The sequence below is a fragment of the Mangrovibacillus cuniculi genome (genome assembly GCF_015482585.1).
Classification (GTDB): domain Bacteria; phylum Bacillota; class Bacilli; order Bacillales; family R1DC41; genus Mangrovibacillus; species Mangrovibacillus cuniculi.
Window position 1 is genome coordinate 1,761,017 of the sequence record NZ_CP049742.1, and the last position, 26,038, is coordinate 1,787,054.

A 26,038-nucleotide genomic window follows, 5' to 3' on the forward strand; every position below is an offset into this window, starting at 1 on the left:
ACTTTCTTATTAAAAAGGCCACCTTAGCAAAAGCTAAGGTGACTATAATGAATCTTGTCTAAGATTCGAATTTAACGTCCCAAGAGGGGTTCGAATCCCCGACTGACGGCTTAGAAGGCCGTTGCTCTACTCTGCTGAGCTACTGAGACATTTTGACACCTATTTAAAATCAATATATATCGGACTTATTTCGAACTAAGACGTTCTGATTTATACCCTACTATAATAAGTTAAGTATTTCAATTTAATTAGCCTTTCAGTTACTATACATTTACTATTGTTACAGAGATCATCACTTCTAAGGGTTTATATATTCTCCCCTCTTGATATAAAAGAAAAATTCTCTCATTACTCCCAACAAAAGAATTGTTACCTCAAAAAAAGCCGCTGTTTTAAGTCACTTATTCGATATAATTTGATGAAGTAACAATAAATTTGCTAGTATCGAATACAAAATCGTATTTTTCCAAACTGCTATAGACTAATTCTTTTAAATAAAAATTTCGGTAATTTATATTCTACTGAGGCAACTCTATCGATAACACAGAAGGCATTAAACAAGTTATTACTATACAAATAGCTCATAGTACGTTAGACGAAAGACAAAACGCCCTGAATGGTCAGAGCGTTTTGTCTTTCACCTATAGGTCAACAATCTCTCTCACATTTGCACTTATTTAAAATATACAGTGATAGTACTGATAAAATAAGCGCAAGAAATAATTCTGGTAGGATTACATATGTCAACATGAAATTTGATATTTTTTCAGTAGCTTCTGGTTGTCTTGCAATACCTTCTAGTCCAGCACCACCTGCCATACCAATTGCTAATCCTATCCCACCAATTCCGAGAAGTGCCAAAGCAGCACCTACCCAACATTTGAAGATTTGAATCATTCTTTCACCCCCGATCCTCTTTATAGAAATACTATATTCAGAGAACTGGTATCCGTATAGACTAACTAATAGTCTTTATGCATTAGTAGATGAAATTACTATTTAAATCCTACATAAACCTATTTTTATACTACGGAGTCTGCAAGAAGATTTTATGAAAGGTGGGAGGCGATTCACTTTAACTGTCAATTGAGTTGATGGAAAATTGTGACTAAGAATCTTACAATTGTTCTATTAAGATAAATTCAACGCAGTAGGTAGCTTGTGTGGGATTTTATGATAGACCAATCCATTATCTATTTCCTTGGCTCTAACAAAGTTTTCTGACAAAATTAAAAAAGAAAAGCACCGAAAACTTGAAGAGTTCAAGTTTTCGGTGCTTTTCTTTGAAGAATCTTGTCTTAATTCATAACATAACGTCCCAGGAGGACATCAATAATCAACCCTTAACCCTTGCTAAATGTAGCTTTTTAAATTTTTATGTGTAGTATTTGTGTAGCATTGCGTTTCGTGTATCGCAGTGCTATCACTTGTTGATTTCTATCTCGAGTATTTCTTCACCATTTTCAATACTGTAGTAATGATACGTCAATCTTCCTTCTAATACAACATTATCTCTTTATATTATATTGATGATTGTTTTTGACTTAACCATCTCTAATAGATGATCGATTTGTGTAAATTCTTTTTCATATAGAACACCTAGTTTATTTGGAGAAGTAAATAGTACTTTCATCGTTTAACTCCAATCATTTTTAAATGTAGATTAATCGCTCTTCTGTTCCAGTAAATAAAATCGCTATCTACTTCCCATTCTTTCACATCCCAGAACGTCTTAAACTTTCTATGACAGGTGGTTGATCCATCTTGATATTGCATCAGTGTCAAATCTCCGTCTTTTTCAACAATTTTTAAAAAGTATTTAACACCATCAAATTTAGCGTAGTCCATAAAATTAACAAGAAACAACTTGGCATCCTTTTTTGACCTAATCATCGGAGTACCTTGATATTACTTGAACTAATAATGATATTTTGACTTTCTTTAATGTCTACAGGCTTTCTAATCACGTCTGAGATAGTTCTAGCTTCAAAAAAATGTAGCAAATCACTTTTCACACCATATTTGTTCTCACACAGCAAGACAACAGATGGGAATATCGGTTTTTCTTTTGGTTGCCATGCCTCATCCTTCCATAGTTCACTTTCATAGAATGCTTCGTATCTCTCTAATTTCTCTTTAATAGTTTGTTCCGTCACTCGAGTTCTTTGTACTTCAATGAAGACTGGCGTTCCTCTCCAGATAGCAAATACATCTGGCTCCATGTAGTCGCCCTTATCACCGTACTTAGGCTCTACTAAGAATACTTTCGGCTTCTGAATGCGTACCATTTCTTTGTACACCGATACAATCTCTAAGAAGTGTGGAATCTTTGTGGAATCGGCTTTTATCTTACTATCAATAGGGAAGTATACATATGGAACGAAATCTCTACTACGCTTAATTTTCCCGTCTCGTACCAATCGTTTGAGGACACTGTTCGCACTTCGCACAGGATCTTTCAGTTCACCAAAATGAATGGCTGCTACATCATTTCTAGACATGCAACCCAACTTAATTAAGTCGTTGATGATAGCTTGATCTCTCGTTGTCATAAGATAATGTCCTCCTCATTAAGTAAGTTCTCTGGTAAAGTCTCTAATAGCTTTTTTTCTTTTACTTCTGCTCCTTTCTCGGTTGGGATGGTTTTAAATGGCACTAAAAGCTTTTTCGCCTTTTGGTACGATAACCAAGGCGACTGCAATTCAATGAGTTTTTCTAGGTTTAAAATCATTCGTCCTTTTTCCGATATCTTAATCATGTGCGCATCTTCTGCCCCAGCGATGTTGGCATTGGTCTTGTTAGACTGTCTTCCACTTATTCGTACCGTTAAATTATTCTTTAATTTCCCTTCTAACAGTTTGTGATCAGGACGTTGCATCGATAAAATGAGCTGCACACCTAACGATCTACCGACTGCGCCAATGTTATCAATAATGTTCATAATCGCACTTTCCCCTTTTAGGAGTGCTACTTCGTCAATTGCCACAATAATGTAAGGTACCTTCATTGGTAAATCCTCTACATGAGTTACTTCATGTTCATCTAATAAGTCTCCGCGTTTCAGTATTTCTGCGTTTACCTTTTTCAAGGCTGCAAGCAGCTCTTTCGGTGAGACATAAACACCTCTTACATGTGACTGGTTACGAAATAGTCCAAACTCAGAACGTTTGAGATCTCCTAAGATGAATTGTACTTCTTCTACTGGTTTTGAAAGAATGAGCGTTGTTAAGATGACTCGTAGCAAAGACGACTTACCAGAACCTGTTTCTCCACTAACTAACAGATGTGGGGATAGGTTGGCATCATACACCACATGTTCTCCGTTTAAATCCTTTCCACACACAATCGGTAACGGAATGCCTTGGCATAATTCCTCCAATTCTTCTCTTCGATAGGTAACCTCTTTGGGGAGGCCTTTGAAATAGAGTTTTAGGACAAATTTCTTCAAGTCTCCTTCAAGCGTAAGGTTACGACCAAAGACCTGCTGTAGGACGTAACGTTTACTCAGCATTTCCTCTGGATTAAATCCGTTTGGCAACGTGAATACTATCTCCACATACTTCTCCTTAACGTCTACATGGTGTATCTTTGGCCTTCTGAGATAGGTTTCTGTTCCTTTCTTATAACTAGTAAAGATTGATGCTTTCTTAAATGCGTAACGAAGTTTGGATTTAATTACTATCTTTTGTAGAACGCTCATAATACCCACCAGATAAAAGGCAACGTTGTAATGAAGTGGATGAAGAAGCCTATTCCTACTAAGGGAAGCAAAATTCTAATAAATCCACTTAAGTAATAGGCAACCCCCTCTAACTCTGCAATTTCTAATCCTTTTTCTACAAAGGCGATAAATAAGAACCCACCACCAATAGCGAACATGAAAGGGTCTATAAAGACAAGTGGTGAAATCGAGAGTAGTTTTACTGGGTAGGCAGTTTTTTTAATACTTTCATTCCATTTAGTAGGAAAACGGTATTGTGGATTTTTGTGTTTTCTAGCCATAAACTCGTTGATTGTCATATTCATTCCAATCACTCCTTTAGACAAATTTGATAAAAGCTATAACCACGCATAAAGTGTGATGATTAGTTTACTAGGATTAGTGTTTGTAAAAGTTTACTAGATACTTTACTTTTATTTCTACAGGTGGTTTACCTGGTGATGGTTTAAGGTATGCAGCACCGTTTGTCCAACTTTCCTAATTGGTTAATAAAATTTTCCTAATCGTTGAGTATAGCTTGTAAAAAAAATGGTCAAAATGTATTTAAAAACGGTAAGGGGTGTATAAAAATGTTTAGCTTATGGGGAGGAAAACCAAGATCACGACTGGGTAAATTTCTAGATAAACGAGGAATCTCTCAAAATTGGTTGGCAAAGGAAGCAAAGGTCAATAAAAATACAATTAGTGATTTGTCATCTGGAAAGAGAGAGCCATCTTTAGCTACTATAAAGAAGATAATGAAGGTAATTCGTGAGGTGGATCCAAAAGCAAAGGCTGATGATTTCTTTGATATATAGAAATGGACCCACATATATGGGTCCATTAAAAGTTACTTAAAATAGATAGCATCTTTATGGAATTTGTAAGAAGAATAACCTGCAATCTTATCTTCAACCATTAAATCTATGAATTTTGTCTCACCGTTCTTTAATTCACCGGTAGAAATAAGTTCAGAAGCCAATACTTTGCCTGACTTGTCATAAAAAACTAAGTTGAAATAAGCAGATCTCACTTCTTTACCTGTATTATTCTTTACATTTAGATAGACATCATGATAACCATGTTCCACATCTTGAATATCTATACTGTGGAAATGAAAACCTTCTACTTTTTGGCCATCGGTAGGTTGCTTTTCACTATCTACTGTAACAGTGTACGATTTAGCATCCCAACCTACCTCAGCTCCTAACATCTCCGATACTACACGTAATGGCACATATGTAGAACCATCAATTAGTTTGGGTGCAGGACTAGTAACTGGTGTACCGTTAATTATTAGTTTTAATTGTGGAGCTGCCATGACACCTGCAGTAAATGTCAATGTTAAGATTACTAAAACTGCAAAAACTTTCTTCTTCATATAAATATCCTCCTTTGGTATAATTTAACTACAATATAATGCTACTAAAATACCGACGATAGGACAATACATAATGAAAATTCATTTAAAATTGAAATTAGGTATTGAAGGGCATCGAATCTTAAGGCAAGGTGTGTTTACTGTTAATATAGTTAGCTATAAAAAAGATCCAGAAAGAGAAGCTGCTATTACTTCATACTTGTGGTTAAAAAGTATACAAAGAGAATATAGTGGTAGGAAAATTGCTATTGAACAAGTGTTGTGGGATGGGGCAGACATTACTAATCATGTTAGACAGTTAAAACCTGTTGAAATGAATAATGATTTACCTTTTTAGGAAAAGGGCGCTTACAAGGCGCCCTTTACTTATTCTAATAACCCTAATCGGTCTAATACAGAAACGAATTGGCCCCTAGTTAGAGTGTCGTTGGGTCCGAAAGTGCCATCTGCGTACCCGTTCATAATGCCTTTGTCTTTTGCTTTATTAATGGAATTTTCAGCCCAGTGACTTTTTACGTCATCTTTTACTGTGGCTATTTTAGGAACATCTAATTCCTTAGCAATTTCTGCAATAAACGAAAGCCATCTGCGCTCATCAAGGATTCGGTGTGGGCAGTACTTACCATTCCAGTCTTGATGTTTTTTTACACGGTCGACACCCCAACCGTATTGCTTTAACAATTGAGCGATGAGTTTTATTGCTAACTTCTCTGCTTTTTTGTATCGTTCCCCACCTGATTTAGAATAGCAAATTTCAATACCAATAGAGTTTCGGTTACCAGAGTTTGTTTCTGAACCATCACCACAATGCCATGCATTACGATTAGTAGGTATACCTTGAATAATTTCTTTATCATCAACAGCAAAATGGAAGGAAATTTGATTGTCATTTCGTTTCATATATGCAATTTCATTGGCTGCTAGTGCATCGTTAGCTGTATTATGCACGGTAATAAAATTTGGAAACATGGCGTTTGGACATTTTATCTCATACCTATCTGATTTTAATAGATCTTGTTTAATCTTAACCATTTTTATCACCATCCTTTCGTTCTTCCTGTATTACGTGAAGTTTATCAATAATGACTGTAGGGACCTTAACCCCAACTTGAGCAAGGTTTTCGAGAATAGATAGTCCTTCATTTGCAATATAAAAAAGCACCGTAGCAAACGCCACCGTACCGTTAAGATTAAGCATGTTATCAATGATATTAGCCATAATAATGACACCGAAAATGAGAATTTTACGAGCATACCCATAGAGTGCATTTCTACTTCTAAGGCGACGTTGCATTGCAGCCTTGATGACTCCAGATATAATATCAATGAGCATTAACAATGCTAGGAAATCCAAAAACCTTACTCCCCCAATAAGTAAGCGTGTATTACTTGTAACTCGCTAAAAGTTGACCACATGAAAATATCCCCTTATCTCGTCATCTCTGGTTTAAATACAGAGAATCCTTGTTTTATTTTGTCTACTAGTGTAGGTTGCCTATTTCCAAAAATTAATTCTATTTTCCTTCCATCTCGTTCGAAAATCTCTTTTACTTCAGTGATTCTAGTGTCTAATGTTACACCCCACTCTACATTTTGAAGTGTCACTATGTCACCAAGATCATAATCAATTTCGTATTCCAGAGGAGACTTTTGTAATGTTTGTCCTTCAAGGTAAAATTCATGTTGTTGTTCAGCTAATTTTTGTTGTCCACGATTCATCAATCGGTCAACTATGTCTTGTACTGGAACAGGTACATCGTCAATAACTTCTTCTACATCTCGTGCATCAACAAATAGTTCATGACGATCAAAACCTTCACTTTCACCGACCTTAAGAATACGTCGTTCTACTCCTTCACCTTGTCCAGCGACAATAGCAGCGTTTCGATAGTTAAGATCGCACTCTGTATAAGATAGTTTTCCTACACTGTTGAATTTTGGAGAGAAGATAGCTGGTGGTAATTCGTTTTGATTAACAGTAAGATTTTTTCCTAACTTGACATCGAAAATATATTTTAACTGTGTCACATCAATGTGAATGTTCCATCCTAAGCCAGTTAGTTTAGATATTTCAGTTAGTTCTTCCGATAAAATTTTATAACGAGACGACCATTCTAGGATATTACCTCTAGATTCTGTAGCTGCTAATAATAAATTTGGAAAGATACGACGTGTATCTAAAGGATTGATTGTATTGGTATTAACATAATGCTTCATGACGTCTTCTGTATTTGACTTTATGATGTCATATCCAACGCCATTAGGTGGTTCTGTTATACGCTGTAATAGCCAAGATTTCAATGGTAAGGCAACGATGCTCCAGTTCTCAGACTGTTTTCCATTCTTGTCTAATTCAATGGAACGATGCCTAATAACATAACCTTTGTGTAGTTGGCCACCAGGGAATAAGATACGTCCTCTTGTCAGTTCATTCGCTCCTGGTAGGTAACGATTTATTTTTAACTGTAATTCCCCAATGCCATGCCAGGATCTTGTAAGCTGCAGAGATTCAAAAAGAGAGATTTCTGTAATCAGTTGGAAATCTCTCGTCATTACTCTTAATGGTTTCATGTGTTCACCTGCTTTTAGGCATAAAAAATACACCTACTATTTAGTGGTGTTTGTGTCGAATTATGTTTTGGATATTCTAAGTATGAACTTATAAGTCTTTATAGGATTTTCAAAATCACTCATAGAAAAAACCGACAAAAAATAGTCGGTTTTTCATGAGATAAGTAAATCCTTGATATCATGTGCATCTTTTTCAATAATACTGCACAACTCTAAAACTTTTCCTTTTTCTTCTAAATCAAATTTTAATATCCTATTAGTATCAAACTTAGTTAGGTAGTCTAATACACCATAGAATTCCTTTTCATCAGATATTTCTGATGATCTATACATAAAATGTACTTTTGTATCTTTTTCTAAGTTTTCAAACATAAACTTTGTTTTTGCGAACCATTCAGTGTTTTTGGACGGTCCTGTAAGAGTAGGTATAGTTTGCATATAATTCCAAACTCCATTTTTGTACCCGAAATCTATGTTAATTTTTATATTATCTAGGTCCTTTATCGGTGTAATGGAAAAATCATGCGCTACTTTCTTATCAAGCAATTTCTTTTCTTGAAATATATCCCTTAAATATTTCTTAACACTAACTTGCTTATGATCACTTTTATTCAAGTATTTTTTCCCGATATACGATTCAAAAATACGATTAAACAACAGGTCAGGATTAGAAGTTAAAGAAAACATTGGTCTTGTTAAGTATAATTTTTTTTCTTTGTATTGTTCATAAAGTCTTTCCAAGAAGTTTTCCTCTAATGGGGAACCTATAATTATTTCACCAACCTTACCTAACAAATTGTCACTATAGTTATTAAGGTAGTACTCTAACGAATCCTTGAATGACTTATAGATATTTATATCTACGTTCGAATCTGAGATAGCTCTTATTTTTGGAGAGTGCTCTTCAAGTAGATAAAATTTTGTATTGGTTTTTTCATCAAATATATGCATTAACACACCAACGTTAATTGTCTCACCTGCAAGTTCACTTGCTGAATATCTGATTATACTGTACCAACATTCTTTTCTCTCTGCCATTCTAATACACCTCCTAAATAATTCGTAAAGGCTTTTCTTTCTGCCATTCTTTGCAAGATGTGTTTGACAACCATTTTCTGCTTAAGTAAAAAATTCTTATAGTAGCTTATTTGCGCCATCTTATCAGTAGGATTGAACCATTCTTCTGGAATAAAGCTAATCCACTCATCAATTAATTCCTCAGAGATTTTCTCAATTACAGTTACTATCTCTTGAAAACAGTGGTTTTGTATATCTTTTAAATCTATATTTGGTTCTATGGCACGGAATACTGTACCAAATCCATCAGCCAATCCTCCATTATTTTTTAGAGCTATACTAACAAAAGTGTCAATATATTGTAAATTCGACACTGGTGCCCTTAATGCATTTATTTTAGCAGTATCCCATATTGGCCCAAAAAATGCATGCCCGTGATCAATTGTAAATATCTTTCTTCCTTCTTCTACATTTGCAACTAAAAGGTTACCGGTATTTCCGTATCGATCAAAGTTAGCTGTTAGAACATCAAAAGCAATTATCTTTGAAATATCCTCTTGATTTACAATATTTGAAAAAAAGGCATTCCAAGTTCTAGTTAAGTATGCCTTCCCCATATCTCTCATTTCTTCATAGTTCTCCACTAAATTTTCTTCTGTGTCTTTTAATTCTAAAGAGGCAAAAAGGTTACCTTCGTAAAATCTATGAACAAATCTAATAGTAGGATCTTTATCAATCAACCTTTGATCCAAGTAGGCAATTGCAGCTTCCGGGATAGGTACATCAAGATGTTGAGCAATTTGATATGACAGAAGCTCATTAATAAACATACAATCGTAGTTTGTCTGTTTACCATTCTCAACAACTTTTTGCGTTTTTAAAACATATTGTCTATAATCATCTCCAATTATTAAAGCAGGTTTTGTTACTCCTTGTCCTAAATAACGCAATACGGTATCAACATATATTTTCTGTACCAAAGGGCTTCTCCTCCTACACAAATTAATTATGACTTAATTTTAAGTATTAAAAGGAGAAATAACAATAATTTTATTCTTGCTTAAGATGAAATGCATTGAGTTAATAAAATATATTTTGTATTTAAGCCTAAAAGAACTACCAAAACCATTTATATATATGTCGCATAATGTTCCTTAAATGACAACAAAAAAGCAAACCCTAAAAGGATTTGCTTTTTCGCTATATTGTAGTTGCTAGTGAAAAGATGCAGCATAACTCAAATTATTAAGTAATTTAATATGGTGCTGCATCCTTTACTTATGCGCTTGGCTTATAGAAACTGGCCTCTAGGCTCCCCGCAAAGCGCCAAGGCAACTAAAACCACACTATAGTTTGTCATATTATAAATCATCTCCAACTTCATTTCTATTTTGTTTAATACATTACTGATACAAGCTGATAGAAGTCCAGCATAAGCTGTACCTATAAACCAGCCATCCGTGCTTAAAAATAAAGTTAGACTATTAAGAGTAGCAGTTGGGAGATTTTGAATTGCACAAAAACCAGTTATTAAAGTTATTCCATATACAATTATACGGAAAATGGTCCGAATGTACATATTAATGCCCTATATTCAAACCTTTTACTCTACTCTTAACCTTTCTCGCAAATTTTCTTGCATCGCGTTCTTTGCTTGAAAAGTAATATAGGATTGGGTTCTTCTCAATCACACCCTCTATAAAGCGAAATTCCCCATCCTCATTATTCTCAAATTGCCAAGCATGTCTTAGTTCGTGAGCTAAAGTTTTAACTCTAAAGTTTTGTTTTAAAATAATTGTATTATCATTGAACCACCATAGATACATTCCGTTACTACATTTAAACTGTTTCTTTAAAGAAACACCTTTACTTAAATATAACTCTTCCATTGAATCTACGTAATTTTGTGCATCAGCCCCTATTAATATAGTGGGTTCGTTCTCAAGCTCTGACTCAAATGTATTTTTAATCATGTTAACAATTACTTTTAATTCATTTGTATCCACGTATAGACCACCTTTTTTTACATAAAAAAGAAAAGCTATTAGCCCTTTCATTTTCTTAATTACTCACTAAAATTCCTGATTTGTTCTTCAATATAAGGTCTAAGTGCTCTTTCTTTAAAATCTTCCTCATCCTCATAAATATCCTTTCTATAAACCGCTGCAACTTGTCCATGCCTAGGGTCGAATTCACTAGCAGTGTCTAAAGGATAATCCCAGTCTGCTTCATTATGAAGCCTTTCAATTAACTCATCAGAAGCTCTTTCAATCATTCCTCTTGAAAGGATACCATCTTCATCAGTAACAAAGTTTCTATCATCTATGATATCTTTTACTCTCTGAAGATGATCTTGAGTTAAACCATTTACCCAATCTTTAGGTGTGTCTGACATAATATCTTCCCCTCCTATAACATTCAATATAGGATAATATTGGATATTAATCAACTGCGTTTTGGGAGAAGGGTGTGTCCTATAATGTTCCTATGCAGTCATTAAGTCTTGTCTTTCTTTTTCAATTAGGTAAACATCAATGGAGTTTTTTAAGTCTGGTCTACGTTCAATAACATATTCGTAAGTGAAGGCTCCATAGATAATCCTTTGTCCTAAATAAGCACCCATTACATCATACCTCCTAGTAATAAGTCGTCTAGAGCTTTCTGCATAAGGGTTTGTTTTTGTTCAAGTTGCATTAATTTTTCTTCATTGCTTAACGGTGGTTCAACATAGTTAGGGTTATCGGTTAGATGAATCCCATCAAAGCATTGTTTATTAGCTAAGAATTGAAAATCATCACTAACCTCAAATATGTTGTAATCTTGAGTTGGTTGGATAAACGAGTTTTTCTCGACTTCAATACCGTTATCAGTAATATTTGCTAAAGAACTACTTAGCACAATTACATCATCAAGCTTTCTAGTTATAAGCTTCATTCTTATTCCTCCTAATTTAAATTAAAGTTGAAGTTTTAACCCAACTGTTAGTTGGGCCATCTTCCTTAGGTACTGAAAAAAAGGCACCATTATAAGATGTACTAGTCAGTTGACCAGGTTTATAAATGTTTAGCTTATGTTCGGTTTCAAAAATTATAAATGTAGGGAATGATGCAAATGTAAATAATAAAAATTTCTTTGTATCTCCAGAAATAACATCTTTACACATGCACATATCATTAGACATGTTGTACATTAAAGAGGCGCTAACTTCGTTATATCCACTTGCATATTCTGAGTTCCACATTCTTAGTCTCGCTATACTTGTCGCTGCAGTATCTCGTCGACAAGAAACTCCGTTTCTGTGATTATCTATAAACGATATAGTGCTAAGCCCCGATACTTCGTTTGGATAATTAGTTACGCTGAGTAAACTAAATGATAAATTAGTATTATCCTTAGGGATTCTAAATTTCCAGCTACTAGAGTATGTTGCACCAGCAGTTAGTAAATTTACATAATAATAAACTTCGTCTTGTGAAGATATTGATAAGTCTGAAATTTGACCAACTGGATATATTGATTGATTTGAAGTTGCGTATTCTACAGATTTATAAAGTGTAGAACCAGTTCGTCTAAGCATATAGTAATAGACCATTGATGCGTCGTTATTTTTTCTAGTAGTTATAATAGCTGTGTTACTATCAACAGCGTTCATAGTTAAACCGTTACCACCAGCATTTGAAGATACCTGTAAACTGTTGTGCGCGTTAATATTGTTCCCGTTTAAACTAAACAGCGTAGCGAATGTATGATTACTACCATTTATTCTGGATACTAAAATTCCACAATTATCGTCTAGCATCTCCGATATTTGTAAAACAGAAGCATTTGTCCCACTGTCCACAAGCATTTTCGATTGCCCTATAGTTAGTGTTTGGTCTTCGTTTATAGCACAACATATAACTGTACCATCGTAGTTTACTAAATCCCTATAAGTTATAATCAGCTTTTTCTTATCTTTAGTGATTTTTGAGAATCCGTAATTAACAAGACCATCAGCTATTTTGAATTCTCTTATAAAACTCATTATGTTTCCTGTTAATTTAAAAAACATTGCATATATCTCACTTTTGTTGTTTCCAGAAACCACTAAATAAATATCGTTACCCAAGCTAAATAAATCTGGACACGTCATAGCAGAACTTCCTGCTATCCAACCGTGACCTGATAAATATTGTTTATAATCATTTACGTAATTATATCTATTGATAGAATATATGTTATTTTTTTTAACACTAGTATGACACTTTGCCCTTTCTTCAAAAACACCTTCAATAGTTAAACCTTTTTTTCCTGCATAATTACCACCATGATCTCTGATATCAATCATCTCTACACCTCACTTACTAATTCGCCATCAGAGTCATAGGTCAGCGTATAGACATCCGTTCTTAAAAGTGTAACCCCATCTACTCCATAAAACGTTACGGTTCTTGTAGTGTACGCAGGACTAGTTCCCCCACTTAATACGGAGCGTCTAATAAGTGTGTTATCCGAATTTCTCCGATGCTCGATTGTTGTGTAAATACCATTAGAATCCTTTGACGTTTTGACAGTTTTAAAAGAGTCATGTTCGACTTTTAACTGTGCACCGAAAGGTGTTTCTTTCGCATTCCATGATGACCTTTCCTGTGCTGTAATATGAAGCACATCATTCGCCGAATGCGACACAATCGCATTGTCTACATAACTAGGAGTTGCAAAACCATCGTCCTGTACTTCGGCCATAAAAGCATCCCATTGTTCTTGGAATTGGCTGGTTGGTAGTTTCATATTTAGTTGAACAATTCCACATAGTAACTCATCCAAGCGTTCATCTAACAGATCTACTGTGCGAAGAGTAGAAGTGTTGGCTCTAACTAAAATTCGTGCCAGAGATACTTCGTAAATAAACTCGTCACGTTGAAGGACAGGTGCAAATGGATTTGCTGCTGCTGTTCCTTGCTTGACGAATAACTTGATAAACCTACTTTGATTACGTTTATCTAACCGTAAAACGATTCGATCAATACGGTCCATCGTTGCTTCTGGTATGGCATGTTCTAAGTATAGGTCACTAGTATTCTGATAAAAATGACCTCCTAGTATTGCGCTGCCGGCACATACATATGTTCGTAAGTCGTCCCCTTCACAACGGACACGGAGTAAATCGCCTAGTGTTGACGTAGTAACGATGCCAGATGTCATAAATGTTGAAAAATAGGTGGCGAAGTCGTTAGCTTGATACTTCCGAATATCTCCTGGCGCTGAATTAAAAAATAAATAACGCTCGGCCATGTTATACCTCCTATACTGAGTTGAATTGTTTTTGGTAACGTATATTGACGATAGCCCCTTGTATATCGCTATCTGCAGAGTATTCAATGATATTTTCTCCTAACTGTAACTTGAAGAAATCACTGCGTAAATCAATCCAATTGAATACGTTCCGTTGGTTGTTTTGACCGTCGATAAATACTACAGACTTTTCTTCATCGCTAGTATCAATCAACATGTACTCATCTTCACCTAGTGTTTGATTAACTCGAATAAATTCTCCGGTTGTGGTGTTCGTGATAATTGGATTAACTGCTGGACCATGAAATTCTACTTGTATAGGACAAGGTGCATCTCCATCATTGTGGATAACTCGACGATCGCGTTGCATTCCCATTTCAAATTCATCTTCAAAAGGAAATTGAAAAAGAGCCTCGAATGTAGGTTCTTCCTCGACCACTAATGACTTCCAAAAAGGACTATTGCAGTAGAACGTCAATAAAGAACGTTGAAAATTCATGCCTCTTGAATCCATACCGCTAGGGAACTTCGGAACGGACTCGAGGACACAGCGAATTTCGCTTACGGTCAAATCGTTTTCATATCGCAAGACACCAGGGCCGAGTTTAGGATTAAGAATAGAGCTTAACAAAGCTCTGTTCCGCTGCATATCTGTTGGTGTTTCGCCAAGAATAGTTACTTCCATAGTGATCATTCGTGGCTCTAAGGTATTATCTATGTAGGTTGTACCATCTTGATAGGGTGACTTACTACTGTTGATGGAAACACCTACATCGCCTAATCCTTCAACCTTATTCAACATAAAAGGTGCATGATTTGATAAGACAATACTTTTGCCTAAGTTATTATGAAACGTAATTTGTTGCACGATTATAACCCCATCCCGAGTTCACGAAGTGCTTGTTTATTTTTGCGAGCCACTTCGGAAGGACTAATTTCATGTTGGTAAAAGTGGAAGTTTTGTGTGTTTTCTTGGCTTCGTGGCATTCGGTCTGCAATTAGTGTCGCTATGCGATCTGCATGTGGTCCTTCAAATGGCACAATGGCTTCGTTAACATCTCCAAATCCAGCATTTCCAAATACAATAGGCTTCGTAAATACGCCACCTTTCTTGTACCATTCCACACCAAAACCAGTAGGATAAGTAATTGTTTTTCCTAATACTTCTGTAGAGGAAGTTTCTAGGTTGAATTTAGGGAGTTTCGGTAATTCTGGCGTAGGTATTTTCAATACTAGATTGGTAAAGAATCCTTTGATTTCAGCTAGTACAGTAGAAATGGTATCACGTGCAGATTCGATTTTTTCCTTGATGCCATCTCGTAGCTCTACAAACTTTTGAATACCTTCTTCTTTAATTTCTTTACCTATGATTTTCGTGATAAACAATGCACGATCCCACTTATCGGAGATATCGTCCCCCATATCACTCATTTTTTGTCCGACATCTTCTTTCATGACTTGCCATTTACTTTTTACTTGCCCAGTTTCCCAGTCCACTTGACTGACGTGTTCACCAGCCTGTGCTTTAGCTTCTTCCACCACTTTCTGATGGGTTGCTTCTGCCCCATCAATGACACCATCTCGTTGTTTCTTTGCTTCTTCAATTAATTTCTTCGCTTGTTCTTCTGAGATAACACCTGATTCGTCACGCATTCGAACGATTTCCGCAATAGCATTGTTGTATTGATCTTCTGCTTCTTTTACGACATCATCTTTTTGCTTTGTGGCATTCTGGACGACTTCTGCAGCTTGTTGTGCGGTAATCTCTGTTGCGTTGGTTTTTAGGTTCTCTAAGATCGCTTCTTGTTCGGCTTCGCTTTCAGACATAACTCTTACTGCAGTTACTTTCATTTCCTCTTGGATAGCAGCTATCTCCATTTGTTCGGCTTCGGTGATGGCTCTTTTTTCATCTTTGGAAGTTGTCAGAATTTCCGATATCCTCGATTGCCCTTCTGTTACCTTTGCTTGTTGTTCCTCTTGGTTGGCTTGGAGGTTTGCTAGGATCTTGGCCTCTTCTTCCTCTGTGAGTGAGCTTGTACGACTAAAGAAATTAGACGTTTCCGCAAGTTGTGCTTCATGATCTGCTTTCATTTCAGAAAGGATAGCATCGCCCATTTCGCCGTAGATAGCAGTGAGGTTATTTGCCATTTCTTCTGTCACTGTTTGTTGACTCCACGCTAACTGGTTTATGGCCACTGTTGCTTGGTCATTAAGGTCTAAGTAACTGCCAACAGCTTTCTGTGTTTCCTCGGACACCTTATCGCCAAACCCTTCGATTTCTAGAGCTGGTTTCTTTAACTCTTCTGATGTCTTATACGCTGCGAATCCCAAAGCTGCTACTGCTGCAATGGCAATTCCTACTGGTCCTGTAAGTGCTGCGAGTACGGCACCAGCTGCGGCAGTTGCTCCACCCATTGCTGCGACTGCGGTAACAATAGGGGCTATAGCTGCGGCTGCACCTATTAGAACACCTATCGCAACTGCAATGGCGGTTATGGTTGAAGCGAGTTTAGGATTTTCTTTCGCCCACTCTCCAATAGCACCAGCTGATTCTGCGATAACCCCTAGTAAGGGTTCTAACGCTTCCTTGACATCTGCTCCAGCTTGTTTCAGTTGTACGAGTGGATCTGCATCCATTCTTGTGACCGAATCATTCAGGGAATCTTGATTGTCTTTTAGGTTGGATAGTTGTTCACTTGCTCCTAACACAGTGTCCAGAATGTTTTCTCCTTGGTCTTCCCACATGGTTCCGAATATCTGTACACCTAAAAGGTTTTTAGTTGTTTCATCTTCTACTCCTAGTAGAGCTTTTGATACTTCTTCCATGGCTTTGGAGCCTTCTTTACCACCTTTTGCGACTGATTTTCCCCACTTCATCAGTTGTTGTTCAGATATATTCGTATTCTTTAAAAGGTTGGCCGTTGTTTTTGGCACTTCATCGCCAAACTCTGCCATCCGAATACGTCCTTCTTTTAGTCCATCCAGCAAGTTATCAATGTTCCAAGTTCCTGTTTCAACACCAGCAGCAAACAGTGACTGAATTTCTTCTGCATTGTACCCAGCCATTTCAAGTTGAGTCCCATATTCCGCGATGATATCTAACTGTTCTGGAGGAAAACCCATCTTTAAAAGAGAGTTTACTAGTCCAAGAGATTCCTCGTTAGATATCTTTAATGAGTTAGAAATTTCGTTTGTCTCTTGAATAAGCTCTGTAAAGTCTATACCTGCATAGTTCGATGCGATAATAGAAGCCCCGTTTACAACTGATCTGTTGGCATCATCCGAGGCATCTTTATTTAATGCCCACTGCCTTCTGACTCCTTCCAAAGCAGATTCTGCATCTACACCGTAAGCCTCCATATCTCGAACGGCTTGTTTAATGGAGTTTTTGGATGCTTCAGGGACTTCAAAAGAGATATCAATCTTTCTTTCTAATGTAGAAATGTCTAATGCTTGGCTAATGGTACCAGCAATTCCTCCACCAGCTACCAAGGCGCCGGCAACATTTTCTATACCCACTTTTAAGTCAAAGACCTCTTGTTCTGCGTTCTTAGCTTCTTTCGCTAGTCCTTTTAATTCCTTTTCTACCTTCTTAATCGAACTTCCGATATCTAAGGAACTCAGAGACTTTTTTAGCTTCTCTAGGTCCAAATCGGCACCCAACGCTTCTTTTGCCATTAGATCAATGGCACGTTCCAAGTCTTTAGTCGAAGCTGTCCCATTTTTAAAGGCTGTAGCAATCCTATCTCCAACCACTTTTGCTAGACCTTCCGCATCTGTGCCTGTAGCACGCAACAAATTACCTAATGTCTTAGTGGCTGCTTCTGCGTTCTGTTGTTCTTCTTTCATGTTCTTAATCTTGTTGTTGAGGCTGTTTAAAGAGCCTTCTGTAAACTCAATTTCTCGACGGAAATTCCGATACTGTTCTTCGGTAATTTTTCCTTTTTCGAACTGATCTTGCACTTGTTTCTCTGCTTCTTTTAGTTGATTGAGCTTTTCTGTTGTTGCCCCTACCTGTTCTGTTAGAAGCTTTTGTTTTTGAGCGAGTGCTTCTACATTACCTGGATTAAACTTAAGCAGCCGCTCGACATCCGTTAATTCTGTACGTAACGCAGTACTCTTTTTATTTACATCCGATAATGCTTTTTGAAGCCCTACGGTGTCCGAGCCGATTTCTATTGTTATACCTTTGATACGCTTTGACATTTTCTCACCTCACTTATTAGAAGTTATCAAAGTCTTGTTGTGTGGCTTTACGAGTAGTAGGTTCTTCTCTTTTCTCGCCTTTGTCCAGGTATTGAGTAAGATAGTCTAAGCACATACCCGGTGTCATTACTTGTAAATCCATGTATGTTAATTTGCACTTATAACAAAGAACCAGGAACTCATCAGATGTCATAGGTGTCTGGTTTTTGTCTACTGGTTCAATGGTATCTTCATTTTGGAGTTTTTTTTTGATGTTAATGCAGCAGTAATTAATTCAGCTAGTTCCAGGATTGTATCTAAAATTGGAAAGTCTTCAAATGAGTCTAACCATAGTAATGGATCTGGAATCCCTTTATCGGCTGTTTTGGCCAACGTCCATATCATCCGATAAAAAACATCGAAATCTATCTTTTGTAAATCGTGTAACGGGAATTTATCAATCTCTTCTGTTTGAAGTCCAGCATATAAGACTAGTTGTTTGTTGACCTCTATTGTTTCTACAAAAAATTCTCTACCGAATTGCGATTTATAAATAACAGGAGTCGAACCAGCGCACTTAAACCGCACTGGCCGACCATCTATAATGAGTGTCTTTTCCATCTATTACACCACCGGAGTAGGCTCGTGGACCTCTGTAAACCATGTATCATAAACCGTAGGTGAAACGTCTGCTGTCGTATTCGCTTTTACCATGTTATCACTTGGTCTTGGACGTGCAGAGAACGTTAATGTAGTGGTTTGTACTTCGGTTGTTGTCGTTTTTGTTGTGCTTCCCACTGTCGGACGCGCAGCAGTACAACTATATAGAACATGACGTTTTCCTGTTTTGTCACCTTCAAATTGAAACAACAACGCGAATTTCTTCCCTTTTTGCCCTGCTTTTTCATACATCACGCCGTCTGTTAATGTTTCACCTAAAACATCTGTCTTAAAGACATCCGGAATAGCAGCAACATTTAACTCTCCATCATAACCATTGTTTGTTTCTTCAATGTGATAGGCAATGTTGTCCGCAAAAAACTCTGAACGTTCTCCTACTGGATTAATTGTCAATGAAACACCACCAGGAATAGGAACGGGTGTATCATATGTGTATGTTCCGTTTGTTTCTGTAATGGGAGCAAAATGAACTCCTGATAAACCGTAAGTAACTTTGTTTGTCATTTGATTAACCTCACTTCGTAAAGAATTTGGTATAGGTTTAGTGGCTCAATGAATGTTTCGCTTTTATCAAAAGGAAGCATAGCAGCGTTTAACACTTCTTTCACTTTCTGCTCTGCTACTTCATCTTTAAACTTTGTATATAACTCTATTTGAACACTATCAAACTCTTGATATGTGGTGTTATCAGCGTAAAAGTTGGGAGAGAATGCTACTAGAAAACAGATATATGGAGGTTCGGGAACACTTGTGAAATTACGATAGGCTACTGGATATGTCGTTTTTTCTAAAATCTTTTTTAGTTCACCTAAACTCATCCTTTTATCGCTCTCTCTACTTTTTCTACAAACGATTGAATTACTTTTTCTTCAACTGGACGGATATGTGGTACCGGTGCTGTTCGTGTACCGTCCGTATTTTGGTGGCCATATTCTAATAAATGAGTAAGTTGATAGTTAGTACGGTTATGGACAATGATGCTTTTTCCAACTTTTTTTCTTCCCCAACCTCTTTGATAATCACCAGTTAATTTAGGACTTGGCGCTCCTCTTAGTAGTTTGACAGCTTCATTCGTTTCTTCTTCTTTTGCTACCTCTACAGATTCCCTTACTTCGTCTGTGTAGTGTTGAATTTCTAGTAAAAGTTCTTTAGTAAAATCTTTAACCATGAGGTAAAACCTCCCTAGTTAAGATAGTTAGCGTTTTACCTAACTCATCATCATTTATTGGTGGCTCAATAACATCAAAGTACCTATTTTGATACTTAATTCTCATTTCATTTGTAATACCAGCTGTATATGGGACAATAAATCGATAGATTACTTCCCTGCGATTTGCTCCCGCACTAATGTACTCAGAACCTTTTACAGTCTTAATCATTGCCCAAGCACGTTTATACTCCGTCCAACTAATACTACGAATTTGACCTAAATTATCCATAATGGACTCTGCAGATAAGATAGTAATTCTGTTTCTAAATGAACCAGTATTCTGTTTGGGGTTATAACTATTCTTCTTCATACAATGGGTCCTTTAGAGCTGAATCTAAACTGAGATTATTCATTTGCGTTAAGAAGTTGAAGTAAAAGTACTCGAGTGCATCGTTATAAGCGTATCTCGCCCTCTCAAAGACTAGCTCTTTGAATGAATCACTTTGTTCCATACTATAGTTACCACAACGTTTTTGTAGGTCTTCATGAGAAGCATTTAGGATCCTTAAGAGATTATCGTCTTCATCATCCCCAAGATGCATACGTTCTTTAAACGCTGTAAGAATTTCTGGTGTAATCATGTTTCGTCATCCTTAGCTTCTGTTGCCTCAATAAAAACCTTTTCGTATTTATTCTTCGTCGTTGCTAATTCTTCTAATCTCGTTTTAGTAGCTTTCTTTCCTTGCATTGGGTAGACATCCCCAATTTCATAGACGTGGTTATCATGTTTAACATCTTTAAATCGACGTGTTACTTTATACATTGTCATTCCTCCTTAGAAGAAAGAAACCCCTTTATTAAGGAGTTTCTACTGTTGGTTGAAAGTCGATGTTTAAGTCATAGACTAGGGCCGTCTTGTTGTCTTTCGGTTTACCATTAGCGAATTGTTTCATCGTATATAAACGAGCATCTTCAATCGCTAGAGTCTCATCAAATTTGTTAATCTTGTAACCTCCAGCAATGGCTGCTAAGTAAGTATCACGTACAAAGAATAATGCTTTACCCTCTGGAACTTCCTCAGACTCTACTGATGTAATATTGTAAGGCAACGTCGTCACCCACTGACCGTTCGGGGTTTGAATGGTATTCCCAATTTGAACTTTAATAGCATCAATCGGATTCACAACCATCATTACTTTGTTCGCTACTTTTCTTGCTTTATCTTTGGCATCTTTGGATAATGCAACAATTACTCCACCAAGTTCCTTTGCTACAACTTCTCCTCTAGCCGATGGTGCAAATGTTAAGGTTCCAGAAGAAGTCTTGGTTGTAACAGCACCAGTTTCTGCATTCACATCTTTCATTAAGCCAATCGGTTCATTATTAGCAGGTCCACGGCCATTTACTAAACCGTATTCTAAACCTATAGAATAGGATTCTACTAATAGAGTTCGAACATAGCGCTCGACATACTCAGGACCTAATACCAACATATCTTTAGGAATAACAGCGAATGCCGTTAGTTTTAATTGACCAATTTGCTCTTCACGAAATGCTGCAGATACTTGACCTTTAATTTCACCAAATAGTGCGCCCCATGCATATGCTTTATTCCCATCGGAGTAAATGTAACGGGTTATTGCTCCTAAGTCTCGAAGACCAATGACAGATAATAATGGATGCTCAGACACTAGGTCCTCAAAAACACGCTCTTGAGTGGTAACTGGAAGAATAGTATCTTCTGCGAACCCACCACTCGCAATGACCTCATTAAAGAATTTACGTTCTGTAGAGGTTAATACATTTTGTCCACGCGCAGCTAGAATCTGTGCATCATGTACTTCATTTCTTGCTTCATTAGAAACCTGTTCTGTTAGATCGGTTTGTAATGCACTAAACATTTCATCAAAAGCAGCTTCTATCTGTTCTGCAGTTGCATTTTCATCTTTCATAGTGCTCATATAAGCTTTTTTCTTTTCCGTAAAGTTTTGCATACCATTATTTAATTTAATTGGCATATATTCTTACCTCCATTTTTTAAGCATATTAAAAGAACCTTTTCCATTAGTTGAAGGATAGTCTTCTACCGGAATAGGTTCTTTTAATGTCTCTTTATTAGTTAAAGTAGCTCTAAGCTCATTCATAATCTGACGTTTTTGACTTCCATCTAATGCATTATTAGAAGGTGATTCTTCGTTACTTTCCTCTACACTTTCGGATTGCGTAGCAAAACCAATTTCCAGAGCACTCTTGGCACTAAACCACGTTTCCGCATCCACCTTGGTACGAATTTCTTCTCGACTAACTGTTGCTTTTGTCATGTAAATATCAATAATACCTTCTTCTAATTCATCCAGTATCTCTGCTTCTTTCCTCATAGCAGTTTTAGTTCCCCATACAATGTTACTAGCTTCATGTATCATCAACATAGATCCCATACCCATAACTAAATCATCGGCAGCCATTGCAATAATTGATGCAGCAGAACAAGCCCAACCGTCAACATACACCTTTACATTACCAGGGTATCGCTTTAAGCGATTATAAATGGCAATTCCCATGAATGCATCTCCACCAGGACTATTGATATGTACCTCAAGATTATTTCCGTTAGCTTCCTTAAGCGCACGATCAATGTCATTAGCGGAAAAACTATCACCCCAATAAGAGTTCCCAATGATACCGTAGATAGTTATCTCTGTAATTTTAGTTTCTTCATTGTGAGCTACATTAAACTTTTGCGGGATCTCTTGCAACTGGTTCACATAGGACTGATTTTTAAACATCCTATAGAAATCTTCTTTTGTTAGGTTACGCAATTATTTTTCACCTCCTTCAACAGAATCAGCAGATTGATAGTTCTTTGTAATGACGAAACGGTCTAACTCCGGATTTTCCGAACGTTCTTTGCCAAATAGCTCCCTAACTTCGTTTCGTGTAAAAGCTCCGGAAGCAACTAGCTTGTCTACTGCCTCTGCATGATCAACTAAGTCCTTCGTCGTTAAACCAAACACTTCAACTTTATGTCCAGAAAGGTATTCTTCTCTAGTAAACAACTTTGCGTTTAACTCATCTTGAATTTTCTTCACTAACGGACTGTTGCAGAATCTAACATATGCCTTAATACTCGTCTCATATTCTGCTAACTCTCCATGAATTAAAGCATAAGGAATCCCTAAAATGTCCGCAACATCATTGATGAGCGAACGTTTTAATGTGCTTAATTCTTCTACAGACTTACCATTATCCGATCCGTTTGCTACCTCGTCATATTCAAATCCCTTTAATTTAGGAACAATAGCAACAGAATTACTTTTAAACGCTTTAAACAGTTTGTTAATAAAGTTTTGAAGCCTAGTTTGTGTTTCAGCCCCTAAGTTCTGTGTGGCATCAATACTAACCGTTCCTCGTATCTGGTTTGCTCTTAAACTATTTTCCATCATCCTACTAAACAATTCCGCATAGTCATCAAACATCCCACTAAGAAAACTCGTGAGCTTTTCATTGTTATAGGTCATGTAAAGAACCTCATTCATTCGAAAAGACCTCTTAAACGTATAGTCATTTACTAAAACATCCGTAAATACGTCCTCATATACGGCGAAGTTATTTCTAGTAAAACTATCTGCAATTAGAAGATCATTATTGTCTGATAGAACTATCAGCACTTCATTCTCATAGATAAGCTCATGTATTACCTTTTGCCAAAAGTCAGTAGCAGACATGTCTGTGTTTGGCCGTATATTTAGTAAGTAGTGCCAGTCGTTTAGCTGCCGTTTTCCATCTTTCAGTACTCGAAACTCCGACATACTTATACTCCTTGCAATAAAGTTAATGCACGTCTCTAATGCAATCCGTTTTAGATATGCGCGATGTGTAGATTCCATCACGATATCAAGATCAAACATCCATTCTAATTCGCTATTCCGTCTTAAAACACTATCTAGTAACCCCATTACATCCGTTCACCTCCTTCACTAGAAATCAATAGCTTCTAACATATCTAGAGAATCATCTATTGATGCATCACTTATTTCATCTATCTTATAAAGCCCACATACAAATGCTTGGAATCCATCTGTTTTTCGACGAATTGGTTCCTTCTTCTGATACTCTTTATTTCCATCCTTCTTAACTAAGACTAGAACGTTGTTTGTGTACCACCGCATCAATGGATTATCTCCAAAGATAAATTGATTGTTTGCAAAACCGATTTCAATTCTAGGGGCCATTAAGCTATGAATTGCTCTTGGATTCCGTATCACTTCTACCTCGAACCCTTCTGCTTCAAAAAGAGGTTTGAGGATCTCCATTCGGAAGTTATCACCTACAATTTTCTTAATGTAATAGTACTTCCGTTTCTCTACGAACCAAGCCACTATCTTATGAGGATCAATTGTTTCTCCTTCTAGAACCGTTAGCAATTCTTGTTGTTCCCATTCTTTGATTGGAGCAAATTTCTTTTTACCTGCCATTTCTGCATCATGTTTCTTGGAGTAGCTGTATATTCGGTCTACAAATTGTTTCCTAGCAAATGAATGCGTAATAAAAGGATATTTACCTTGATCTTTGAATAAAAGACCGCATGCAGCAAAGTCACGAATACTGGCATAGTCCAAACAACCGATACATTCACGGTAAAGTAGTTCTGGCATCTGTTGATTCGTTGCCTCGATTTCTTCCCACTTAGCAACGGAACGCTCGAGGTCTGTTACCGGCAGGTTCATACGTTTGGTCATAAACTCTTCACGGTTGGTCGGATCGTCTTCTAAGTCCTCATATTCTTCTTTGATGGTTTCCAACAACCCTTGAGCATACTCACTAAGAGGGTGACATAGCATCGGATTAGCTTTTTCCCAGTTGTGAAAATTATCTACTTCTCTTTCATCATCTAACTTGCAGATAAAAGGGAATAAAGCATTTACTCTCGCTTCACCTTGAACAACTTTCAATGCTTTTTCTTTTAACTTATCTAGAAAACCATCACGAACATATCCATCCGTTCCAATATAAAACTCACGTGGATTTTTCTTTTTACCTAAACCAGATATATGAACCCGTACATCTTTGTTACTTTCATATTGATGTATCTCATCAAATACAACTGCCCCATCTCGCAAACCATCTTTCGTTTCTCCATTTGACGTTCGAAACTTTAATATACTTCCCGTTACTTTCGAGACAGTTTGCGTCAGGGTGGTTTTAAAAGCCTTCTGCAATATTGGATTTCTCTTGATGGTTTTATGCACTTCATCTGGAGAAGTTTTTGCCTGTTCTTCACTGTTAGCAACAATTGATATGTTGTAATCTTGGATTCCATGCAGCTGACTAATTAAAAAATGTGTGACCACTGAAATAAGACCGTTTTTCCCACCGCCACGGCCAAACATCCATAAATGCTTACGATAAAATACACGGCCATTTTCTTTGAAAAACAAAAAAACGAAAGCAATCAAGAACCGTTGGAAGATGGTTAGTGGGAAATACCATCGTTCTCCAAACTTGATACAGTTCTCAATCATTTCGTCATCAAAATACAAATCGTCTCTAGTGAGCACATCTCGTTGGATGTATTCCACTAAGAGGATTCGTTCTTTATTCAGTTTTATTTTCCCTTGTTCATATAGACGAATGTATTCGTCCACATACTTCTGTTGAATCATATTAAATCACTATCGCTATACCCACCTTGATCTAGGTTGTTCGCTTTCCTTTCAACATGCACTTCTATATCTTTTCCTAGTGCGATGATCTGGGCATTCAATTTATTACGCTCACTAATCAGAGGGTGGGCCTTAGTGAATTTCTGTGCACCATTTTCCGTGGTGATTGATTCACCTTCGCTGCTTACAATCTTGGTAATCTTTCTAAAGGACTTCACAAGATCAATATACCGTTCCACTTTTTCTACCTGGACCATATCGCTTGTATCAATTCTTTCAAGTAACTGCTTTTTTAGTACTGGCATGCTGACTGCCATCCCCCCACCCCCTTACGTGAGAAATTTCTCAAAAAATCCGACAGTACACTCCCCCTCACCGGTGCCCCAATTTAACATATAAACAAAACCTTTTACCCG

Annotated in this window: 33 protein-coding genes and 1 tRNA gene; 2 read left to right on the forward strand and 32 right to left on the reverse strand. The window is 36.8% G+C overall.

Annotation, left to right across the window (positions count from 1 at the left end; all coding sequences use genetic code 11):
• Positions 1–75: 75 nt before the first annotated feature.
• From G8O30_RS08985 to G8O30_RS09010, 6 genes are all read right to left on the reverse strand, one after another.
• A tRNA-Arg gene (locus tag G8O30_RS08985) sits at positions 76–149 on the reverse strand.
• Between the two features lie 499 nt (positions 150–648).
• Complete coding sequence (locus tag G8O30_RS08990) at positions 649–897, reverse strand: hypothetical protein (RefSeq protein WP_239671756.1); 249 nt, start codon at positions 895–897, stop codon at positions 649–651.
• A gap of 732 nt (positions 898–1,629) precedes the next feature.
• A complete protein-coding gene (locus G8O30_RS08995; RefSeq protein ID WP_239671757.1) occupies positions 1,630–1,866 on the reverse strand; it encodes a hypothetical protein in 237 nt (78 codons plus the stop codon).
• 23 nt (positions 1,867–1,889) lie between these two features.
• A complete protein-coding gene (locus G8O30_RS09000; protein ID WP_239671758.1) occupies positions 1,890–2,552 on the reverse strand; it encodes a replication-relaxation family protein in 663 nt (220 codons plus the stop codon).
• Complete coding sequence (locus G8O30_RS09005; protein WP_239671759.1) at positions 2,549–3,700, reverse strand: FtsK/SpoIIIE domain-containing protein; 1,152 nt, start codon at positions 3,698–3,700, stop codon at positions 2,549–2,551. The genes G8O30_RS09000 and G8O30_RS09005 overlap by 4 nt, the downstream gene beginning before the upstream one ends.
• Entirely contained in the window at positions 3,697–4,026 is a 330-nt protein-coding gene (locus tag G8O30_RS09010; RefSeq protein WP_239671760.1) for a hypothetical protein, read from the reverse strand. The genes G8O30_RS09005 and G8O30_RS09010 overlap by 4 nt, the downstream gene beginning before the upstream one ends.
• Positions 4,027–4,290: 264 nt before the next feature.
• Here G8O30_RS09010 and G8O30_RS09015 point away from each other — a divergent pair, with 264 nt between their 5' ends.
• A complete protein-coding gene (locus G8O30_RS09015) occupies positions 4,291–4,518 on the forward strand; it encodes a helix-turn-helix domain-containing protein (RefSeq protein WP_239671761.1) in 228 nt (75 codons plus the stop codon).
• Between the two features lie 32 nt (positions 4,519–4,550).
• On the opposite strand, the gene G8O30_RS09020 is transcribed toward G8O30_RS09015, so the two are convergent.
• On the reverse strand, positions 4,551–5,081 hold the full coding sequence (locus G8O30_RS09020) for a stalk domain-containing protein (RefSeq protein ID WP_239671762.1): 531 nt from the start codon (positions 5,079–5,081) through the stop codon (positions 4,551–4,553).
• Between the two features lie 73 nt (positions 5,082–5,154).
• Here G8O30_RS09020 and G8O30_RS09025 point away from each other — a divergent pair, with 73 nt between their 5' ends.
• On the forward strand, positions 5,155–5,418 hold the full coding sequence (locus G8O30_RS09025) for a hypothetical protein (protein ID WP_239671763.1): 264 nt from the start codon (positions 5,155–5,157) through the stop codon (positions 5,416–5,418).
• Positions 5,419–5,447: 29 nt separating this feature from the next.
• Here G8O30_RS09025 and G8O30_RS16110 read toward each other — a convergent pair whose 3' ends face one another.
• The 25 genes from G8O30_RS16110 to G8O30_RS09155 form a co-directional block, all read right to left on the reverse strand.
• Positions 5,448–6,113, reverse strand: coding sequence for an N-acetylmuramoyl-L-alanine amidase (locus G8O30_RS16110; RefSeq protein WP_275576477.1), 666 nt, complete (start codon positions 6,111–6,113; stop codon positions 5,448–5,450).
• Positions 6,106–6,414 (reverse strand): phage holin family protein, encoded by a 309-nt coding sequence (locus G8O30_RS09040; protein WP_239674530.1) that lies wholly within the window; start codon positions 6,412–6,414, stop codon positions 6,106–6,108. The genes G8O30_RS16110 and G8O30_RS09040 overlap by 8 nt, the downstream gene beginning before the upstream one ends.
• Before the next feature lie 95 nt (positions 6,415–6,509).
• Positions 6,510–7,652 (reverse strand): siphovirus ReqiPepy6 Gp37-like family protein, encoded by a 1,143-nt coding sequence (locus G8O30_RS09045; protein ID WP_239671764.1) that lies wholly within the window; start codon positions 7,650–7,652, stop codon positions 6,510–6,512.
• Between the two features lie 153 nt (positions 7,653–7,805).
• Entirely contained in the window at positions 7,806–8,690 is an 885-nt protein-coding gene (locus tag G8O30_RS09050; RefSeq protein ID WP_239671765.1) for a DUF3037 domain-containing protein, read from the reverse strand.
• Positions 8,657–9,649, reverse strand: a complete 993-nt coding sequence (locus G8O30_RS09055) for a HipA family kinase (RefSeq protein WP_239671766.1) — start codon at positions 9,647–9,649, stop codon at positions 8,657–8,659. The genes G8O30_RS09050 and G8O30_RS09055 overlap by 34 nt, the downstream gene beginning before the upstream one ends.
• Before the next feature lie 600 nt (positions 9,650–10,249).
• The gene (locus G8O30_RS09060) at positions 10,250–10,675 is read right to left on the reverse strand and encodes a hypothetical protein (RefSeq protein WP_239671767.1); all 426 of its coding nucleotides are present in this window, start codon (positions 10,673–10,675) and stop codon (positions 10,250–10,252) included.
• Between the two features lie 59 nt (positions 10,676–10,734).
• A complete protein-coding gene (locus G8O30_RS09065) occupies positions 10,735–11,064 on the reverse strand; it encodes a hypothetical protein (protein WP_239671768.1) in 330 nt (109 codons plus the stop codon).
• Between the two features lie 90 nt (positions 11,065–11,154).
• A complete protein-coding gene (locus tag G8O30_RS09070) occupies positions 11,155–11,292 on the reverse strand; it encodes a hypothetical protein (RefSeq protein ID WP_239671769.1) in 138 nt (45 codons plus the stop codon).
• Positions 11,292–11,603 carry a hypothetical protein gene (locus tag G8O30_RS09075; protein WP_239671770.1) on the reverse strand — a complete coding sequence of 104 codons (312 nt, stop codon included), beginning with the start codon at positions 11,601–11,603 and terminating at the stop codon, positions 11,292–11,294. The genes G8O30_RS09070 and G8O30_RS09075 overlap by 1 nt, the downstream gene beginning before the upstream one ends.
• A gap of 16 nt (positions 11,604–11,619) precedes the next feature.
• On the reverse strand, positions 11,620–12,996 hold the full coding sequence (locus G8O30_RS09080; RefSeq protein ID WP_239671771.1) for a hypothetical protein: 1,377 nt from the start codon (positions 12,994–12,996) through the stop codon (positions 11,620–11,622).
• A 2-nt stretch (positions 12,997–12,998) separates the two neighbouring features.
• Positions 12,999–13,943, reverse strand: a complete 945-nt coding sequence (locus G8O30_RS09085) for a hypothetical protein (protein WP_239671772.1) — start codon at positions 13,941–13,943, stop codon at positions 12,999–13,001.
• A gap of 10 nt (positions 13,944–13,953) precedes the next feature.
• On the reverse strand, positions 13,954–14,811 hold the full coding sequence (locus tag G8O30_RS09090) for a phage tail family protein (RefSeq protein ID WP_239671773.1): 858 nt from the start codon (positions 14,809–14,811) through the stop codon (positions 13,954–13,956).
• Between the two features lie 2 nt (positions 14,812–14,813).
• On the reverse strand, positions 14,814–18,149 hold the full coding sequence (locus G8O30_RS09095) for a phage tail tape measure protein (protein WP_239671774.1): 3,336 nt from the start codon (positions 18,147–18,149) through the stop codon (positions 14,814–14,816).
• Positions 18,150–18,359: 210 nt separating this feature from the next.
• Entirely contained in the window at positions 18,360–18,749 is a 390-nt protein-coding gene (locus G8O30_RS09100; protein WP_239671775.1) for a hypothetical protein, read from the reverse strand.
• Between the two features lie 3 nt (positions 18,750–18,752).
• A complete protein-coding gene (locus tag G8O30_RS09105) occupies positions 18,753–19,313 on the reverse strand; it encodes a major tail protein (RefSeq protein ID WP_239671776.1) in 561 nt (186 codons plus the stop codon).
• Positions 19,310–19,627 (reverse strand): hypothetical protein, encoded by a 318-nt coding sequence (locus G8O30_RS09110; RefSeq protein ID WP_239671777.1) that lies wholly within the window; start codon positions 19,625–19,627, stop codon positions 19,310–19,312. The genes G8O30_RS09105 and G8O30_RS09110 overlap by 4 nt, the downstream gene beginning before the upstream one ends.
• Positions 19,624–19,977, reverse strand: a complete 354-nt coding sequence (locus G8O30_RS09115; RefSeq protein WP_239671778.1) for an HK97 gp10 family phage protein — start codon at positions 19,975–19,977, stop codon at positions 19,624–19,626. The genes G8O30_RS09110 and G8O30_RS09115 overlap by 4 nt, the downstream gene beginning before the upstream one ends.
• Positions 19,970–20,329, reverse strand: a complete 360-nt coding sequence (locus G8O30_RS09120; RefSeq protein ID WP_239671779.1) for a phage head closure protein — start codon at positions 20,327–20,329, stop codon at positions 19,970–19,972. Before G8O30_RS09120 ends, G8O30_RS09115 begins: the two co-directional genes overlap by 8 nt.
• Entirely contained in the window at positions 20,316–20,600 is a 285-nt protein-coding gene (locus tag G8O30_RS09125; protein WP_239671780.1) for a hypothetical protein, read from the reverse strand. The genes G8O30_RS09120 and G8O30_RS09125 overlap by 14 nt, the downstream gene beginning before the upstream one ends.
• Positions 20,597–20,782: a termination factor Rho gene (locus G8O30_RS09130; RefSeq protein ID WP_239671781.1), complete on the reverse strand. Its 186-nt coding sequence runs from the start codon at positions 20,780–20,782 to the stop codon at positions 20,597–20,599. Before G8O30_RS09130 ends, G8O30_RS09125 begins: the two co-directional genes overlap by 4 nt.
• 34 nt (positions 20,783–20,816) lie before the next feature.
• Positions 20,817–21,977, reverse strand: coding sequence for a phage major capsid protein (locus G8O30_RS09135; protein ID WP_239671782.1), 1,161 nt, complete (start codon positions 21,975–21,977; stop codon positions 20,817–20,819).
• 6 nt (positions 21,978–21,983) lie between these two features.
• The gene (locus G8O30_RS09140) at positions 21,984–22,778 is read right to left on the reverse strand and encodes a head maturation protease, ClpP-related (protein WP_239671783.1); all 795 of its coding nucleotides are present in this window, start codon (positions 22,776–22,778) and stop codon (positions 21,984–21,986) included.
• Positions 22,779–23,915, reverse strand: coding sequence for a phage portal protein (locus G8O30_RS09145; RefSeq protein WP_239671784.1), 1,137 nt, complete (start codon positions 23,913–23,915; stop codon positions 22,779–22,781).
• Positions 23,916–23,936: 21 nt separating this feature from the next.
• Positions 23,937–25,622, reverse strand: coding sequence for a terminase TerL endonuclease subunit (locus tag G8O30_RS09150; protein ID WP_239671785.1), 1,686 nt, complete (start codon positions 25,620–25,622; stop codon positions 23,937–23,939).
• Positions 25,619–25,939, reverse strand: coding sequence for a P27 family phage terminase small subunit (locus G8O30_RS09155; protein WP_239671786.1), 321 nt, complete (start codon positions 25,937–25,939; stop codon positions 25,619–25,621). The genes G8O30_RS09150 and G8O30_RS09155 overlap by 4 nt, the downstream gene beginning before the upstream one ends.
• Between the last annotated feature and the right edge of the window lie 99 nt (positions 25,940–26,038).

Excerpts from the sequence above, each read along its gene's own strand:
- G8O30_RS09070 (WP_239671769.1), bottom strand. The coding sequence starts at position 11,292 with ATGGGTGCTTATTTAGGACAAAGGATTATCTATGGAGCCTTCACTTAC.
- G8O30_RS09025 (WP_239671763.1), top strand. The coding sequence starts at position 5,155 with ATGAAAATTCATTTAAAATTGAAATTAGGTATTGAAGGGCATCGAATC.
- G8O30_RS09085 (WP_239671772.1), bottom strand. The coding sequence starts at position 13,943 with ATGGCCGAGCGTTATTTATTTTTTAATTCAGCGCCAGGAGATATTCGG.
- G8O30_RS09080 (WP_239671771.1), bottom strand. The coding sequence starts at position 12,996 with ATGATTGATATCAGAGATCATGGTGGTAATTATGCAGGAAAAAAAGGT.
- G8O30_RS09135 (WP_239671782.1), bottom strand. The coding sequence starts at position 21,977 with ATGCCAATTAAATTAAATAATGGTATGCAAAACTTTACGGAAAAGAAA.
- G8O30_RS09115 (WP_239671778.1), bottom strand. The coding sequence starts at position 19,977 with ATGGTTAAAGATTTTACTAAAGAACTTTTACTAGAAATTCAACACTAC.
- G8O30_RS09020 (WP_239671762.1), bottom strand. The coding sequence starts at position 5,081 with ATGAAGAAGAAAGTTTTTGCAGTTTTAGTAATCTTAACATTGACATTT.
- G8O30_RS09005 (WP_239671759.1), bottom strand. The coding sequence starts at position 3,700 with ATGAGCGTTCTACAAAAGATAGTAATTAAATCCAAACTTCGTTACGCA.
- G8O30_RS09150 (WP_239671785.1), bottom strand. The coding sequence starts at position 25,622 with ATGATTCAACAGAAGTATGTGGACGAATACATTCGTCTATATGAACAA.
- G8O30_RS09040 (WP_239674530.1), bottom strand. The coding sequence starts at position 6,414 with ATGCTCATTGATATTATATCTGGAGTCATCAAGGCTGCAATGCAACGT.
- G8O30_RS09120 (WP_239671779.1), bottom strand. The coding sequence starts at position 20,329 with ATGAAGAAGAATAGTTATAACCCCAAACAGAATACTGGTTCATTTAGA.
- G8O30_RS09075 (WP_239671770.1), bottom strand. The coding sequence starts at position 11,603 with ATGAAGCTTATAACTAGAAAGCTTGATGATGTAATTGTGCTAAGTAGT.
- G8O30_RS09050 (WP_239671765.1), bottom strand. The coding sequence starts at position 8,690 with ATGGCAGAGAGAAAAGAATGTTGGTACAGTATAATCAGATATTCAGCA.
- G8O30_RS08990 (WP_239671756.1), bottom strand. The coding sequence starts at position 897 with ATGATTCAAATCTTCAAATGTTGGGTAGGTGCTGCTTTGGCACTTCTC.
- G8O30_RS09145 (WP_239671784.1), bottom strand. The coding sequence starts at position 23,915 with ATGGGGTTACTAGATAGTGTTTTAAGACGGAATAGCGAATTAGAATGG.
- G8O30_RS09045 (WP_239671764.1), bottom strand. The coding sequence starts at position 7,652 with ATGAAACCATTAAGAGTAATGACGAGAGATTTCCAACTGATTACAGAA.
- G8O30_RS09155 (WP_239671786.1), bottom strand. The coding sequence starts at position 25,939 with ATGGCAGTCAGCATGCCAGTACTAAAAAAGCAGTTACTTGAAAGAATT.
- G8O30_RS09110 (WP_239671777.1), bottom strand. The coding sequence starts at position 19,627 with ATGAGTTTAGGTGAACTAAAAAAGATTTTAGAAAAAACGACATATCCA.
- G8O30_RS09065 (WP_239671768.1), bottom strand. The coding sequence starts at position 11,064 with ATGTCAGACACACCTAAAGATTGGGTAAATGGTTTAACTCAAGATCAT.
- G8O30_RS09125 (WP_239671780.1), bottom strand. The coding sequence starts at position 20,600 with ATGATTACACCAGAAATTCTTACAGCGTTTAAAGAACGTATGCATCTT.
- G8O30_RS09010 (WP_239671760.1), bottom strand. The coding sequence starts at position 4,026 with ATGAATATGACAATCAACGAGTTTATGGCTAGAAAACACAAAAATCCA.
- G8O30_RS09100 (WP_239671775.1), bottom strand. The coding sequence starts at position 18,749 with ATGGAAAAGACACTCATTATAGATGGTCGGCCAGTGCGGTTTAAGTGC.
- G8O30_RS09105 (WP_239671776.1), bottom strand. The coding sequence starts at position 19,313 with ATGACAAACAAAGTTACTTACGGTTTATCAGGAGTTCATTTTGCTCCC.
- G8O30_RS09015 (WP_239671761.1), top strand. The coding sequence starts at position 4,291 with ATGTTTAGCTTATGGGGAGGAAAACCAAGATCACGACTGGGTAAATTT.
- G8O30_RS09130 (WP_239671781.1), bottom strand. The coding sequence starts at position 20,782 with ATGTATAAAGTAACACGTCGATTTAAAGATGTTAAACATGATAACCAC.
- G8O30_RS16110 (WP_275576477.1), bottom strand. The coding sequence starts at position 6,113 with ATGGTTAAGATTAAACAAGATCTATTAAAATCAGATAGGTATGAGATA.
- G8O30_RS09095 (WP_239671774.1), bottom strand. The coding sequence starts at position 18,149 with ATGTCAAAGCGTATCAAAGGTATAACAATAGAAATCGGCTCGGACACC.
- G8O30_RS09000 (WP_239671758.1), bottom strand. The coding sequence starts at position 2,552 with ATGACAACGAGAGATCAAGCTATCATCAACGACTTAATTAAGTTGGGT.